The following is a 14071-nucleotide window of genomic DNA, read 5'->3' on the forward strand; positions in this document are numbered from 1 at the left end:
GCTTTTTGGTTTAAAAACCTTATTTTTGCAAAAATTTAATCCGAAGATTCGAGATTGAATTGAACCTAAAAAATATCCGAAATGGAACTCATACACAGAAACTTACTCATAGGAATTCACGACGCACTGCAGGAAACCTTTTTCGAAGACCGAAAATATGCTGATAAAGTAATCGAACGGCTTTTGAAATCACATAAACAATGGGGCAGCGAAGACCGAAAAGTAGTTGCGCAGATTTTTTACGATATCATCCGTTGGAAAAAACGCCTTGAATATTACATGGGCGAAGGTGTGAAACCGAACAATATTTACAAAATGATTTTGGCGTATTGTCTCTGGACCAAAACGCACTATAAAAAATTTGAAGAATTTGATGGCGTGAAAAACGCTGATATTCTTATTAAACTAAAGAAACATACCGTTCCTACCAAAGCGATTGAATATTCAATCCCCGACTGGTTGGCAGAAACTTTGGAAAAAGAACTCGGCAACAGCTGGGAAAGAGAAATGGTGGCGCTGAACGAGCAGGCTCCTACCATTCTTCGTGCCAATACTTTGAAAACCACCGCTAAAGAATTGGTTTCTGACTTGCGGGACGAGAATGTAGAAAGTTTCCTGATTCCGAATTATCCGGATGCCGTACAATTAGAGTTAAAGAAAAACGTTTTTTTAACCTCGGCCTTTAAAGATGGTTTATTTGAAGTTCAGGATGCAAGTTCCCAAAAAATTGGTGAACTTTTGGACGTAAAAGAAGGAATGCGTGTGGTGGATGTTTGCGCCGGAGCAGGTGGGAAAACCTTGCATTTGGCGGCTTTAATGAAAAATAAAGGTCAGATTATCGCCCTCGATATTTACGAATGGAAATTAGCAGAACTGAAACGTCGGGCCAAAAGAGCCGGCGCTCACAATATCGAAACGAGATATATCGACGATAATAAAGTGATCAAAAGACTGCATGAAAAAGCAGACCGTTTGTTGATCGATTCCCCTTGTTCCGGTTTGGGAGTTCTGAAAAGAAACCCCGATTCCAAATGGAAAATCGACCAGGAATTTATCGACAGAATCAAAAAAGAGCAGGAGAAAATTCTACAGGATTATTCTAAAATCTTGAAGAAAGGAGGAAAAATGATTTACGCAACCTGTTCTATTTTGCCAAGTGAAAATGATGAACAAGTCGCAAAATTCCTTAAAAACAATGAAGGATTTACTTTATTAAAAGAAGAAAAAGTGATGCCGAGCGAAGGCTACGACGGATTCTATATGGCGCTGATCGAGAGAAAAGCGTAAGAAATTAAAAGGAGCAAAATTTTTGCTCCTTTTTTTTGTATCATATTTTTTCTCGATTCGACGAAGTGAATTGCTATTGCCATTTTTTTTAAAGGAATCTCCGGTTATGACCTTTATAAACGCAAAAAGTGGACGTTTGGAAATTTAAATCTTTGCTAATTCAGCATAGTAATTTAAACTTACAATTAAAAAACGGATATGCCTAACCTATTTTGTTTCTCGCGAGGAATGATTTTTTTCAACCACAGACCGAACAATTTCCACTAAAACTTAATTTTTTTCTATATAAATTTTAATAATAGTAAATAATTCTGATCTTAAAATTTTTTGTTTCTTTTTGTAAACAGTTATTATATGTTTGCAGTAGAATTTTAATTAAAAGTTACAAAACGAATAAATATAAGAATCATGTGTGGAATTGTATGCCTATTTGACGCAAAACAAAAAACCGAAATCTTAAGACCGCAACTCTTAGAAATGTCGAAAAAAATCCGTCACCGCGGTCCGGACTGGAGCGGTATCTTTCAGAATGAAAAAGTGATTTTTTCGCACGAGCGTTTGGCGATCGTAGATCCTACTTCCGGGAAACAGCCTTTGTTTTCAAAAGATGGAAAAATTGTTTTAGCCGTTAATGGGGAAATTTATAACCACCGGGAATTAAGAAAAGAATTTCCGGAATATGATTTTCAGACAGAATCTGATTGTGAAGTGATTATTCCTTTATTTCAAAAATACGGAAAAACTTTTGTCGACAAACTGAACGGAATTTTTGCTTTCGCAATTTATGATATTGAAAACGATATTTATTTAATCGCGAGAGACCACATGGGAATCTGCCCGCTTTATCAGGGTTGGGATCAGCACGGAAGTTATTATGTGGCTTCCGAACTGAAAGCCTTGGAAGGCGTTTGCAAAACGATTGAAACTTTTTTGCCGGGGCATTTTCTTTTCAGCCCGGAAGGCTACGAACTGCAACAATGGTACGGAAGAGATTGGGAAGATTATGAAAACGTAAAAGACAATTCTACCGATATTGCCGGTTTGCGGAAAGCACTTGAAGATGCCGTTCACCGCCAATTGATGAGTGATGTGCCGTACGGAGTTTTACTTTCTGGTGGTTTGGATTCCTCCATCATTTCGGCCGTTACCGCAAAATATGCGAGAAACAGAATCGAAAGTGGCGATACTCAGGAAGCCTGGTATCCACGCTTGCACAGTTTTGCGGTAGGTTTGGAAGGAAGTCCGGATTTAATTGCAGCTCAAAAAGCGGCTGAACATATCGGTTCCATTCACCATGAAGTTCATTTCACCATTCAGGAAGGTTTAGATGCCGTTCGCGATGTGATCTATCATTTGGAAACTTATGATGTTACCACGATTCGTGCTTCTACACCGATGTATTTGCTGGCAAGAGTGATTAAATCGATGGGCATTAAAATGGTGCTTTCCGGAGAGGGAAGTGATGAGATTTTTGGCGGTTATCTTTATTTCCACAAAGCACCGAATGCCAGAGAATTTCATGAAGAGAATGTCAGAAAATTAGGAAAACTTCATTTGTATGACTGTTTAAGAGCCAACAAAGCGCTGATGAGTTGGGGAATTGAAGGACGCGTTCCTTTTTTGGACAAAGAGTTTATCGATGTAGCAATGCGGATTAATCCGAAAGATAAAATGGTGGGCGCACACGAACCGAAAATTGAGAAATGGGTTTTAAGAAAAGCTTTTGAAGATTTATTGCCGGAAAGCATTACCTGGAGACAAAAAGAACAATTTTCTGATGGTGTTGGCTATTCCTGGATCGATTCTTTAAAAGAAGTGGCCTTGAAAGAAGTTTCAGATGAAATGATGACCAACGCAAAATTCCGTTTTCCTTTGAATACGCCTCAAAACAAAGAAGAGTACAGATACCGAACTATTTTCGAAGAGCATTTTCCAAGCGAAACTGCGGCCGCAACCGTTCCTTCTGTTCCTTCTGTAGCTTGTTCTACGCCAACCGCGCTGGAATGGGATGAAGCTTTTAAAAACGCCAATGATCCAAGTGGAAGAGCGGTTTTTTCTGTTCATGAGGATTCGTATTAAAAAATAAAAGTTACATATTTCTGTTGAAAATTTATAATCAACACAGCGTATTTTAGTAAGAATAAAAACCGAGTCAACGCTCGGTTTTTTCTATTTAAATCTATGTTTAAAAATATTTGGTAAGCTCTGTAGCATAACGGTATTGCCGAATTACCAGAAGCCGGTTATCCCTATATTTATTTGTAAAAATTATTGATGGAAGTACCTTTATGTTCGTTTTAGGCTTCAAAAATGAAACATTTGCGAAAGTATTTTATCGTATATTTATAATCCTAAAAAAGGAATCATGTCACTATTAACTACCATTAAATCGATTGAGCATCTTACTCATGATGTTCTACACGTCGTACTTGAAAAACCTGAAGGGCTGACTTATATCCCCGGACAGGCGGTTGATATTTCTCTTAATAAACCCGGCTGGAGCGAAAAGAAAAACTGTTTCACTTTCACCTCTCTTCCGGAAGATAACCAGATCGAATTTACCATCAAAACTTATCCCGAACGTAAAGGAGTAACCAATGAGCTGCTTTCTGCCAAACCCGGAGATGAGGTTCTTATTTATAAACCATTTGGAGATATCTATTATAAAGGCCCGGGAATTTTCATTGCAGGTGGTGCGGGAGTAACGCCATTTATCGCGATTCTGAAAAATTTAGAAAGGCAGAATGAACTCAATGGAAACAAGCTCATCTTTGCCAATAAACAAAAAGCGGATATTATTTTAGAAGATCATTTTAATGCTGTTCTTGGGAAGAATTTCATCAACGTTTTGTCTAACGAAACTATAGAAGGTTATGAACACGGCTATATCTCGCCGGAATTAATTAAAAAATATTCCGACGAAAATTTGAAATATTATTATCTCTGTGGTCCGCCACCAATGATGACGGCGGTGGAAGGTCATTTAAAAACATTAGGAATATCCGGAGAATTTATTGTGAAAGAAGGTTTTTAAACCGATTTTTATTTATTAAATTTATTGTGCTCAAGTTAAAAGATCTGACTTGAGCATTATTGAGTTAAAAAAACAAATATGAAAAATTATGCTCTCGTAACCGGCAGCGCCGACCGGATCGGAAAAGCGGTCGCCATTCATCTTGCAAAACAAGGTTATCATTTGGTGCTGCATTATAATTCGTCTGTAGAAAAAGCACAAAAAGTAAAAGATGAAATTCTATCATTATCAAATGGAGTAGCAGTAGAATTGCTGCAAATTAATTTTTTAAAAGAAAATGATTTCAATCAAATTTTCACAGCATTAAAAGAGAAGGAAATCAGTATCGAACTTTTAGTGAACTGCGCCTCGGACTTTATACCTTCGAATTTTAAAGATCAGGGGAGTGCTCTTTTCGATAAAGAAATGACCATTAATTTTAAAAATCCTTATCTTCTGACCAAAGCATTTGCGAATGTTTTTGGGAAGGGAAATATCATTAATTTCGTCGATACCAAAGTGGTCAAAAACAGTACGGTTCACCTCGATTATATTTTGAGTAAAAAATTACTGAAAGATTTTACCAGGATTTCTGCGGTAGAGCTCGCGCCGAATATCAGAGTCAACGGAATCGCACCTGGACTGATTCTCCCTCCTGAAGGGAAAGATGAAAGTTACCTGTTGAATTTAGCTCAAAATATTCCTTTAAAAACAATTGGTAATTTAGACGAAATTTTAAAAGCGGTTCAGTTTATTCTGGACAGTAAATTCTTCACCGGACAGATTTTATATATTGACGGGGGCGAGCATTTGGTCTAAAATTAAAGAATCAGCGTTTTCAATTGAAATACAAAACACAAATTGCAGGCATTTGTTTTAAAATAAATCCTAAAAAAAAATTTAAATTAAATATGGGAGCACTCTATCATCCTAAATTATCAACAGTCCGGGTAGAAAATCTGCGTCTGCGGGCATTCATTGGGTTCATCGATTGGGAAACCGAAAAACTGCAGGATGTCATCATTTCTTATTCCTTTAAATATGATACCGCATTGGCCTGCGAAACGGATAATGTGCAGAATGCGGTGGATTATAAAAAGATCACCAAAGAGATTATCGATTTTGTGGATCATAAAAGTTTTCACCTCATTGAAACCTTGGCGGAGAAAATATATGCTTTTATTCAATCTTCTGGCGCTGAAATTCAGGAGATTCAGGTGAAAGTGGAAAAACCTCATGCGCTGCGTTTTGCCGATAATGTCCTGGTTAAAATCGACGGAAAAGACCGGTACAACACAGCGGTTATCGCTTTGGGATCCAATATTGATTCCGAACAGAATTTCAGTAAAGCTTTAAGTCATCTTCAGGAAGTTGGATTTATGATGCAGCGGACATCGTTTATTAAAACAAAAGCGTTGAAATTTGAGGAACAACCGGAATTTCTGAATGGCGCTGTTTTGATCAACACCAGGAAAAGTCTCCCGGGACTGAAAATGCATTTAAAACAGATCGAAGCAATGTTAGGAAGAGTGCGAACTGAAAATAAAAATGCGCCGCGTGAAATCGATCTTGATGTCCTTACTTATAACGGGTTCCTCATTGATAAAGATATAGAGGAACTGCCTTTTCTGATTGGTTTTGTGCAGCAGTTGGAACCGGAAATTGCGCTGAACAATTCGGAATTGAAAAAATAAAATGTTCGTATATTTGTTTAGAATATAATTGTTTAATCTATTGCTTTTACATTATGAACACAATAACTTTAGAAGACCTTACCAAAAAATTACAAAATGCTCCCGCTTCTGTTTTAGAAAAAATTTGGGGTTATGCTGATGCGTTACTGGAAAAAAAACAAAGTTTTGAGCTTTCTGAAGAGCAAAAAAAACATTTAAAAAAACAGAACGATGTTCCGTTGGAAGAATGTTTAGATGCTGATAAAGTTTTTGAGAACCTAAAATCAAAACATGGTTTATAAAATTGTATTAACTCCTGATGCCGAAAGACAGCTTGATGATGCAGTTACATACTATAAAAAAGTAGTTTCTACAAAGGTGGCAAAACTCTTTTTACAAGATTACAAAAAGACCTATATGGATATTCTTAAGACTAAATATTTTCAGTTTTTTTTTGAAGATTTTAGAGGAGTACCGATGAAGAAATTTCCTTATATTATATTCTATACTATTGATGAAAATCAGAAAATAATTATTATTAAAGCTGTTTTTCATACTTCGCAAAATCCAGAAAAATATCGCGAAATATAAATGGAATTTAATAAAATGGAGTTGTACTATAAATGAAAAGTCATGGCAAAAGCACAATGTTTTTGTTGTTTTTATTCGGACGATAATATAAAGTTCTGAGAAAATGTTTTCAGTCCTTTGTTAAACAAATAAACATGAAAAAAAACCGTCCCGTCATTATTTGACGGGACGGTTTATATTTTTAATGGTCTCTTTTTACGACCGCTATCGGATTCAGTTTGATCAGTTTCATTTTGTGCAGAAGAATCATAATGTAATACGTTACATCGATTTCATGCCATCTCACGCCACCGAAATTGGCTCTGCCGCCATGTTTATGGTGATTGTTATGATAGCCTTCACCCATCATTAACCAGTCGAAACGGAAAAGGTTTTTAGACGTATCAGAAACTTTAAAGTTTGTATAACCGTAAATGTGCGCAAACCAATTGATAATTACGCCGTGAATCGGCGCCATCATATAAGCCACAGGAAGTAAAATCCATTGCCACCAAGCGGTTGCAAAGAAGTAAAAGAACGCGGTGTAAGCAATTGCCCAACCGATTCTTGAAAACCAGGAACTTGCGAACTTGTCGAAACCTTCCCACTGCGGGACGTTCTTGGTGAATTTTTCTTCGATAATCGCTTTCTGACTGTTGATGTCGGCATAAATTTTCTTTGTACGCCACATCATGGAGAACAGATTGTCATCGTATTTTGGGGAATGCGGATCTTTTTCGGTATCTGCAAAAGCGTGGTGCATTCTGTGCATAACGCCGTATCCGTAAGCTGAAAGATAATTGGATCCCTGTGTAACCCACGTTAAAATAAAGCAAAGTTTCTCGCCAAATTTTGACATTTTAAAAGATTGATGCGCTGCGTAACGGTGCAGAAAAAAAGTTTGAAAAAACAGACCTGAATACCACAGGACGATGATAAAAATAATAATAGTCATTAAAATAATAATTTGCTGCAAAGATAGCGTTAATCCCTACTGCAAGATAGGGTTTATGAAATTTTAACGTGGGTTTACATAATAATAAGCGCTTCGGAATTTTAATTAAGCTCCGTTGAAATTAAATTTAAACCGCTTTTACAATGAAATAATTTTTCTTGCCTTTCTGTACCAACAAAAATTTCCCGTCGATCAGATCTTTTTCGCTAACCTCAAAGGTTTCGCTTACTTTTTCTTTATTAATTGAAATCGCGTTGCTCGTCAGTTCTCTTTTGGCTTCTCCTTTTGATTTTAGAAAACCAGATTTTTCTGAAATTAAATCAATCACATTGCTTCCTAAAACTTCAGATTTCGCAATCTCTTTTTGAGGAACGCCTTCAAAAACTTCCAGGAAAGTCGCTTCATCCAGATTCACCAAATCTTCTGCAGTCGATCGTCCGAATAAAATCTCTGAAGCTTTCACCGCTTTTTCAAATTCTTCACGGTTGTGAACCCAAACGGTTACTTCTTCTGCTAATTTTTTCTGCAGTTTTCTCTCGTGTGGCGCGGTTTGATGTTCGGCGATGAGGTTTTCAATTTCCTCTTTGCTTAAGAAAGTATAGAATTTTATGAATCTTTCGGCATCTGCATCGGTCGCGTTTACCCAGAACTGGTAGAATTTATAAGGAGAGGTTCTTTTCGCATCGAGCCAGTAATTTTCGCCGGCTTCCGATTTCCCGAATTTGGAACCGTCGGCTTTGGTGATGAGGGGAACGGTTAAAGCGAAAGCTTCTCCCTGAACTTTACGGCGGATCAGTTCTGTCCCCGTGGTGATATTTCCCCACTGATCAGAACCGCCCATCTGCAGTTTTATATTTTTCGTTTTGTATAAATGTAGAAAATCGTAACCCTGTAACAGCTGGTAAGAGAATTCCGTGAAACTCATTCCTTCCGCGCCGCCTTCGCCGGTGATTCTTTTCTTCACCGATTCTTTCGCCATCATGTAATTCACGGTAATGTTTTTACCGATATCGCGAATGAAATCGAGGAAAGAAATTTCTTTCATCCAGTCGTAATTGTTGACCAGTTCTGCGCTGTTCGCTTCTGTACCGTCGAAGTTTAAAAACCGGGATAACTGACCCTTCAAACATTCTACATAATGGTTCAGCGTTTCCTCATCCAAAGCATTTCTTTCATTGGATTTTCCTGAAGGATCACCGATCATTCCTGTTGCGCCGCCCACCAAAGCGATGGGTTTATGACCGTGTTGCTGATAATGTGCAAGAACTTTGATTGGAATTAAACTTCCGATATGCAACGAATCTGCGGTGGGATCAAAGCCGATATAGGCGGTCGTCATTTCCTTATTCAGTTGTTCTTCGGTTCCCGGCATCATGTCGGCAAATAAGCCGCGCCATTTCAGTTCTTCAATAAAAGCGTTCATTTTCTTGCAAATTTTAGGAGGCAAAGGTAGCGATTTGAGGCAGGAGTTCCAAGTTTCAGGTTTGTCATTTCAGGGAACGAATCAATCGGTTCTTCCCGTGCAGAATTCCGGGTTTTGAATGATTGGTTTCAGTGAATACTGTTTTTCAGGGTCATTATTTTTGAATATGCTCTGCGTGAAAATTTTGCAGGCTTTCCAGGCAAAATTTCAATGATGAAAAGGCTTTGCAAATTATTTGATATTCATTTAATTAAGCCGTTATTTTTAAATTAAAATAGCTTAATTTTGCACCCCGAAATATTGATTTACTTATGAAAAGAATTGGCGAGCACAGAAAGCTTCTTGGGGTTGAAAAAACCGCGACTTTAAAAGACTTGAAAACGGTTTACAGAAATACGATGAAAGATGCGCATCCTGATAAATTCGTGAATGACGAAGCCGGAAAACTGGAGGCCGAAGAAAAAAGCAAATCCGTCATTGAAGCCTACCATTTTTTGGTGAGCATCAACCCGGAAACTCAGGAAAAATACAAGGAAGAATATACGGAAACCATCTCCAGTTCGATTATTCAGGATTTTCATTACGAAAAATCAATTTTGAAAGTTCAGCATTTTAACGGTAAAATGTTTGAATATATTGGCGTTCCAAGAAATACCTACATCAAAATGGTGAATTCGGATTCTCCGAGCCGTTTTGCCAGAAGACATATTTACGGAAAGTATATTTACAGAAAAAATGGGGAAGCGATGGCGGAGTAATTTCCTTTCGTTTTTAAAATTTTAAAAGCACCATTTCTTTAGAGATTGTGCTTTTTTTGTTTAAAAAATGCAGATGTATAAAGAAGCTTCTGTGCATGGAGAGGTTGTACTTTTAGTGTACGGTCTGAAGTTATCGAAGGTAAGCCTTTACTCAACAAGGTCGTCATCGGAGGAGTTGTAATACCGACCATTGGTGATATTATTATTATTATTATTATTATTATTATTATTCGCGCCCTCTCTTCAAAACCCTTCCCCTTGGTTCATCGCCTTCATACAAAGCAATTTCAGAATGAAGAAACTGCGCAGCGGCGGCGGAATCTTCCACTTTGGTGGCACTGCGTTCCAGCATTTCTGTTTCGAAATTTTTTAAAACACTTTCTCTGATTCCTATTGTTCGCCATTCGGATAAGGGTTTACATGCTTTTGAAATTTCCCGCGCAAGTGAAAGTGCATCCAGCAGCGCCTGATTCGCACCCTGTCCTTTGAAAGGACTCATCGGGTGTGCCGCATCGCCTATTAATGTTGCGTTTCCGGCTTTCTGCAGTAATTCTGTCGTGAGTAAAGCCCGGTCATAAACAGGATAACCGGAAATCTGCGTTTCTGAAGTTGCTGCGACAATCTGTGGAATCGGTGCGTGCCATTGCGTTCTGCGCCGCGCTTCTTCTTTTAATGCTTTTGTACCTTTTGCACTCAGTGCTTTCGCTTCATTTTCCGGCATGGGAAAACTCAGTTGCCACATGACGGAGTCGGAATCAAATGGCATCATATAAATCCGCTCGTTTCCGTTGGCGGTTTGAAACACGGTTGCAGAATCCAGTAAAGAACTTTCATTATCTTCCAGTGCAGACAAAGGACAAATCCCTAAAATCACGATGCAGTCGAGGTAACGCAAAGGTGAAATTTTCTCGCCAATCAACAGATTTCGGACAACGCTGCGGATTCCATCTGCTCCTACAACAAGATCGGCTGTTTCGGTTTTTATTTCCCCATCGACTTGAAAGTTGAGATTAATTTTTCCTTCTTTATTTTCTTTAAAACTGAGGAGTTGATGATTCCATTGGATCATTTTTTTTCCGCCAAGTTGGTCGAGTAGTGCTAAGCGCAGAGATTGTCGGGCGATGTGAATATTGGTTTTTTTTGCGGTGATTTTTTTTGCAGGATCATCTTCCAGCCATTTTCGCATTCCCCATTCCCCGACGATTTTTCCTTCGGGCGTATGAACGAGATGTCGGGTGGAAACGACGCCTTTTACCAAATTGAAAATGCCAAAACCTTCGATGGCTTTGCTCGCCTGCTGTAGTGTTAATCCGTAACCTTGAGATCGTTCATCAAAACTTTTGTCGCGTTCGTAAAGGGTAAAGGGTATTCCGCGGTGCAGAAAGGCTACAGCGAGCGCAACACCGCCAATTCCGCCGCCGATAATGGCAACGTGCGGATAGTTTTCAATATCTGGAAGGGGAAAGTGCTCTGAGGGAATAATTCCGGACCCTGCGCATTTTGGACACATATAAAGAGAAGCTTCCGGGCGAACCGGCGCTGTTCCTTCGGGATTATTTTTTGCAAAGGCTTCTAATTCTGATTGGTACCGAAGCCGCGCACTTTTTTTGATACGGCGCTTTTGTTTGCCAAGTCCTTGACAGTCGGGACAAACGGTCCAGCTGGTTTTTTCTTTTTCCATCTTGATGATAAGAGTGCCGCTTTTCTAATGAGTCTTCTTTTTGCGGACTTGTTTTCAGTACCTGAGCACAATTTTCAAAGGTACGGAAAGAGAATTATTTTGAAAAAATGTTTTATTACAAATTAAAAAGCAAACTATTGTTTGAAGGTAATATTTGGTTCAGCGTGAAGAGATTTTTTTTATTTTGGATTGGGAGAGGTTGGCGTAATCATAAACCGGGAGTGACGAAAAGAAAAAGACGCTCAAAAAAGCATCTTCAGTTATTTTATTTTAAAAGTTGGTGCATCTTTAAATACAGCCAATATTGTTAATTTTAGTACCTTCTTAATTTTACCATGGTGGAATCCAGCGCGGTTTTCATTCTAAGGAGTATTTTTCTGCATTAAAAATGCAGTCGCCAGATTTATGGGATTTATTTGAAACGTCATTTAATAAAGGGACAAAATATAAGTATTGAAGATTTTTCTGCGATTAATTTGTAATATCATTAAAGGATTGCGCAAAAAATTGTAATTTTAAAATTAAATTTAATTATTATGGCAGATCAACATCTTATCATCGACTGGACGCAATTGCCAACTTATAACACAATTATGGCTTTGTTGGTCGGCGTTTCCCTGATCAGTCTTGCAAAAATCGGAAGGGAACTGGTTTATCACAAAATGCCAAATCCGAAAGGGTGGGCGATCAATTTTGGAGTTTTAGGAATTATTCTTTTTCTGACCGGTCTGCACATGACTTTAACCTGGCCAATGGCGAAATATTTTCCGTTTGACAATATTATTTTTGGAGAAACTACTTTAGCTTTTGGAACTTTGGATCTTGCCCTTGCGTTTTATTTTTGGAAAAATTCTGCGGAAATTTTAACAGCAAAAGAACCTTTAAAGTTAATCAGCGTTCACTTTAAGCCTTTAAATATTTTGTTTTATGCATTGGCTTTAATGCTTACTTCAATATTTTTTGCTGGCGTACAATTTCAGTTTTTTGCGGCTCCAAAAGAAGAACCTATTTCGGGGAATTTTGCTGATTTACCGTGGTTAGAAGCCTGGGGATTATCGTTGGTGTTTTTGGGAATCGGTATTTGCGGTGCGTTAACCTCTCGTTTTTTTAATCAGGCTTCAAAATCAGAATATAAAGTTTCATTTTTGGATCAGTTATGTTATATTGGATTGATGATTACGGGTTGGTTTATGCTGCTTTTTGGCGCATTGAATTATTACACGCACATCGGTTTAATTTTAAACACCATGAAATAATACTGGATTGATTTCTTTCTTATTTGGAATCGATATTTTTAACAAGAAAGTCTTCAACCGTCGTCCATTTTACTTCCGGATAGCGATTGTTATCAGTGCTTTTTAGTAGGCCTCGTTTGTCGATCATATTTCGCATGTACTGCATTCCCTGATAGGCGGGATAAATTTCTGTTTTTCCCGGTGCTAATTTTTTGGCGATCTTTATAAGCAGACTCAATAATCCAAGTCCACCTAACCGAAAGAGACGGAATTTCTGACCGGTCAATTCTTCCATAATCCTTCCAGTTTCCCGGGGACTGATTTGATCTCCCGCAATGCTCAGGTAGCGTGGAGTAGAAGTGTCGAGCGCAACATTTGCCGTAAACTCAGCCGTATTGTCTAAAGTGGTGAACGCTAATTTGTGGTCAACGTTGCCCCAGTAAATAATGAGTTTTCTTTTGAAAATAATCATCGGAAATTCGGCCGTAAGCATGTCCATAAAAGCGCCATTAAAAATAGTGGTGGCCTCGATGGGAGCCGCATCCAAATAGGTGTGAAATGCTCTTCTTAGATCGAGATTCCGGTTTTCACCATCGTTGAATTTTGTAAAATCTAAAGAATAATCGGAAGGGATAAATCGAGGGACGCCGGCTAAAACTACACCGTTTAAGAGTGTTTTTTGGGTATCGATCACCACTTCTTTCAACCCTGCCAATGCCGAAACTACACAAGATGCACCGCTGCAGGCAGTCGCTATTTCCTGTTCACTCGTCATATTTATTGGCAACACTTTGGCACCTAGCTTTTCAAGTTGACCTATTTTTTCTGCGTCACTTGTGGTCCGGACCAAAACCCGAACTTCGGCTCCTCTTTCAATCAAAGCTTTTACGATTCTACCGCCAAGATTACCAGTTCCGCCGGCTACAGCTATTATTGGTTTACTCATGTATTGGTTTATGATTAATTATTTATCGAAAGAAATGCGTTTTTCAATATCCAAAACCTAAAAATATTTAAAGTTTGTAGATTTTTTATATTCAATGGACATGAAATTCTTCCAGCAAATATACGACAGACCACACAGTGTATCAGTAATTTTACTGGAAGAAAGTTGGGGAAATTTTTCTCCAGTTGAAAGTGGAAAAACGCAGATTATTATTTTATAATCTTGCCGCTGTACTATTTACCCATTCCGGAAAAATCAAAGGTAAATGCCTTTTCGTTTTCTGACTTATGCCATTTATTATTTATGATTAAAGCTTATAAAAAAACTCTTTGCAAAAGTTTTTGACCTTCCGGACTTCACTGGTTTGCATACTTCTTAATAATTTCTGAAAGTGGTTTTATGCGGTTGGGCTTATATAAACACGACCCGCGCTGAACGGAACTCTTTTTTTTATTGGTGGCTGAGCGCTGCCGAAGCCACCCATAAAAAAAGTGGGAATACTCCGACAAACTCTGAAAAAACTCCAGACG

At 38.1% G+C, this 14071-nt stretch carries 13 protein-coding genes; 9 read left to right on the top strand and 4 right to left on the bottom strand.

The features are described from left to right. Window positions 1-81 precede the first annotated feature (81 nt). The 7 genes from QGN23_RS14145 to QGN23_RS14175 all read left to right on the top strand — a co-directional run bounded on the left by QGN23_RS14145 (window position 82) and on the right by QGN23_RS14175 (window position 6564). Window positions 82-1287 (top strand): RsmB/NOP family class I SAM-dependent RNA methyltransferase, encoded by a 1206-nt coding sequence (locus tag QGN23_RS14145; protein ID WP_282904887.1) that lies wholly within the window; start codon window positions 82-84, stop codon window positions 1285-1287. 408 nt (window positions 1288-1695) lie between these two features. Further along, a complete protein-coding gene (gene asnB, locus QGN23_RS14150) occupies window positions 1696-3366 on the top strand; it encodes an asparagine synthase B (protein WP_282904888.1) in 1671 nt (556 codons plus the stop codon). A gap of 286 nt (window positions 3367-3652) precedes the next feature. Next, window positions 3653-4321 carry an FAD-binding oxidoreductase gene (locus tag QGN23_RS14155; protein WP_282904889.1) on the top strand — a complete coding sequence of 223 codons (669 nt, stop codon included), beginning with the start codon at window positions 3653-3655 and terminating at the stop codon, window positions 4319-4321. Window positions 4322-4399: 78 nt separating this feature from the next. Beyond that, window positions 4400-5119 carry an SDR family oxidoreductase gene (locus QGN23_RS14160; RefSeq protein WP_282904890.1) on the top strand — a complete coding sequence of 240 codons (720 nt, stop codon included), beginning with the start codon at window positions 4400-4402 and terminating at the stop codon, window positions 5117-5119. A gap of 92 nt (window positions 5120-5211) precedes the next feature. Further along, window positions 5212-5994 carry a 2-amino-4-hydroxy-6-hydroxymethyldihydropteridine diphosphokinase gene (gene folK / locus QGN23_RS14165; RefSeq protein ID WP_282904891.1) on the top strand — a complete coding sequence of 261 codons (783 nt, stop codon included), beginning with the start codon at window positions 5212-5214 and terminating at the stop codon, window positions 5992-5994. A 53-nt stretch (window positions 5995-6047) separates the two neighbouring features. Beyond that, on the top strand, window positions 6048-6275 hold the full coding sequence (locus QGN23_RS14170) for a hypothetical protein (protein WP_282904892.1): 228 nt from the start codon (window positions 6048-6050) through the stop codon (window positions 6273-6275). After that, on the top strand, window positions 6265-6564 hold the full coding sequence (locus tag QGN23_RS14175; RefSeq protein WP_282904893.1) for a type II toxin-antitoxin system RelE/ParE family toxin: 300 nt from the start codon (window positions 6265-6267) through the stop codon (window positions 6562-6564). Before QGN23_RS14170 ends, QGN23_RS14175 begins: the two co-directional genes overlap by 11 nt. Before the next feature lie 181 nt (window positions 6565-6745). On the opposite strand, the gene QGN23_RS14180 is transcribed toward QGN23_RS14175, so the two are convergent. Then, window positions 6746-7498, bottom strand: a complete 753-nt coding sequence (locus QGN23_RS14180) for an acyl-CoA desaturase (protein WP_282904894.1) — start codon at window positions 7496-7498, stop codon at window positions 6746-6748. A gap of 127 nt (window positions 7499-7625) precedes the next feature. Then, the gene (gene tyrS / locus QGN23_RS14185; protein WP_282904895.1) at window positions 7626-8921 is read right to left on the bottom strand and encodes a tyrosine--tRNA ligase; all 1296 of its coding nucleotides are present in this window, start codon (window positions 8919-8921) and stop codon (window positions 7626-7628) included. A 311-nt stretch (window positions 8922-9232) separates the two neighbouring features. Here tyrS and QGN23_RS14190 point away from each other — a divergent pair, with 311 nt between their 5' ends. Beyond that, entirely contained in the window at window positions 9233-9679 is a 447-nt protein-coding gene (locus QGN23_RS14190; RefSeq protein WP_282904896.1) for a KTSC domain-containing protein, read from the top strand. 226 nt (window positions 9680-9905) lie between these two features. On the opposite strand, the gene QGN23_RS14195 is transcribed toward QGN23_RS14190, so the two are convergent. Then, the gene (locus QGN23_RS14195) at window positions 9906-11360 is read right to left on the bottom strand and encodes an FAD-dependent oxidoreductase (RefSeq protein WP_282904897.1); all 1455 of its coding nucleotides are present in this window, start codon (window positions 11358-11360) and stop codon (window positions 9906-9908) included. A 536-nt stretch (window positions 11361-11896) separates the two neighbouring features. On the opposite strand from QGN23_RS14195, the gene QGN23_RS14200 reads away from it, so the two are divergent. Continuing rightward, window positions 11897-12616: a DUF981 family protein gene (locus QGN23_RS14200; protein WP_282904898.1), complete on the top strand. Its 720-nt coding sequence runs from the start codon at window positions 11897-11899 to the stop codon at window positions 12614-12616. A gap of 19 nt (window positions 12617-12635) precedes the next feature. Here the strand turns inward: QGN23_RS14200 and QGN23_RS14205 are convergent, their stop codons facing one another. Then, a complete protein-coding gene (locus QGN23_RS14205) occupies window positions 12636-13541 on the bottom strand; it encodes an NmrA family NAD(P)-binding protein (RefSeq protein WP_282904899.1) in 906 nt (301 codons plus the stop codon). Window positions 13542-14071 lie beyond the last annotated feature (530 nt).

The sequence above is a fragment of the Chryseobacterium gotjawalense genome, assembly GCF_030012525.1.
In the GTDB taxonomy this organism is placed as follows: Bacteria; Bacteroidota; Bacteroidia; order Flavobacteriales; family Weeksellaceae; genus Kaistella; species Kaistella gotjawalense.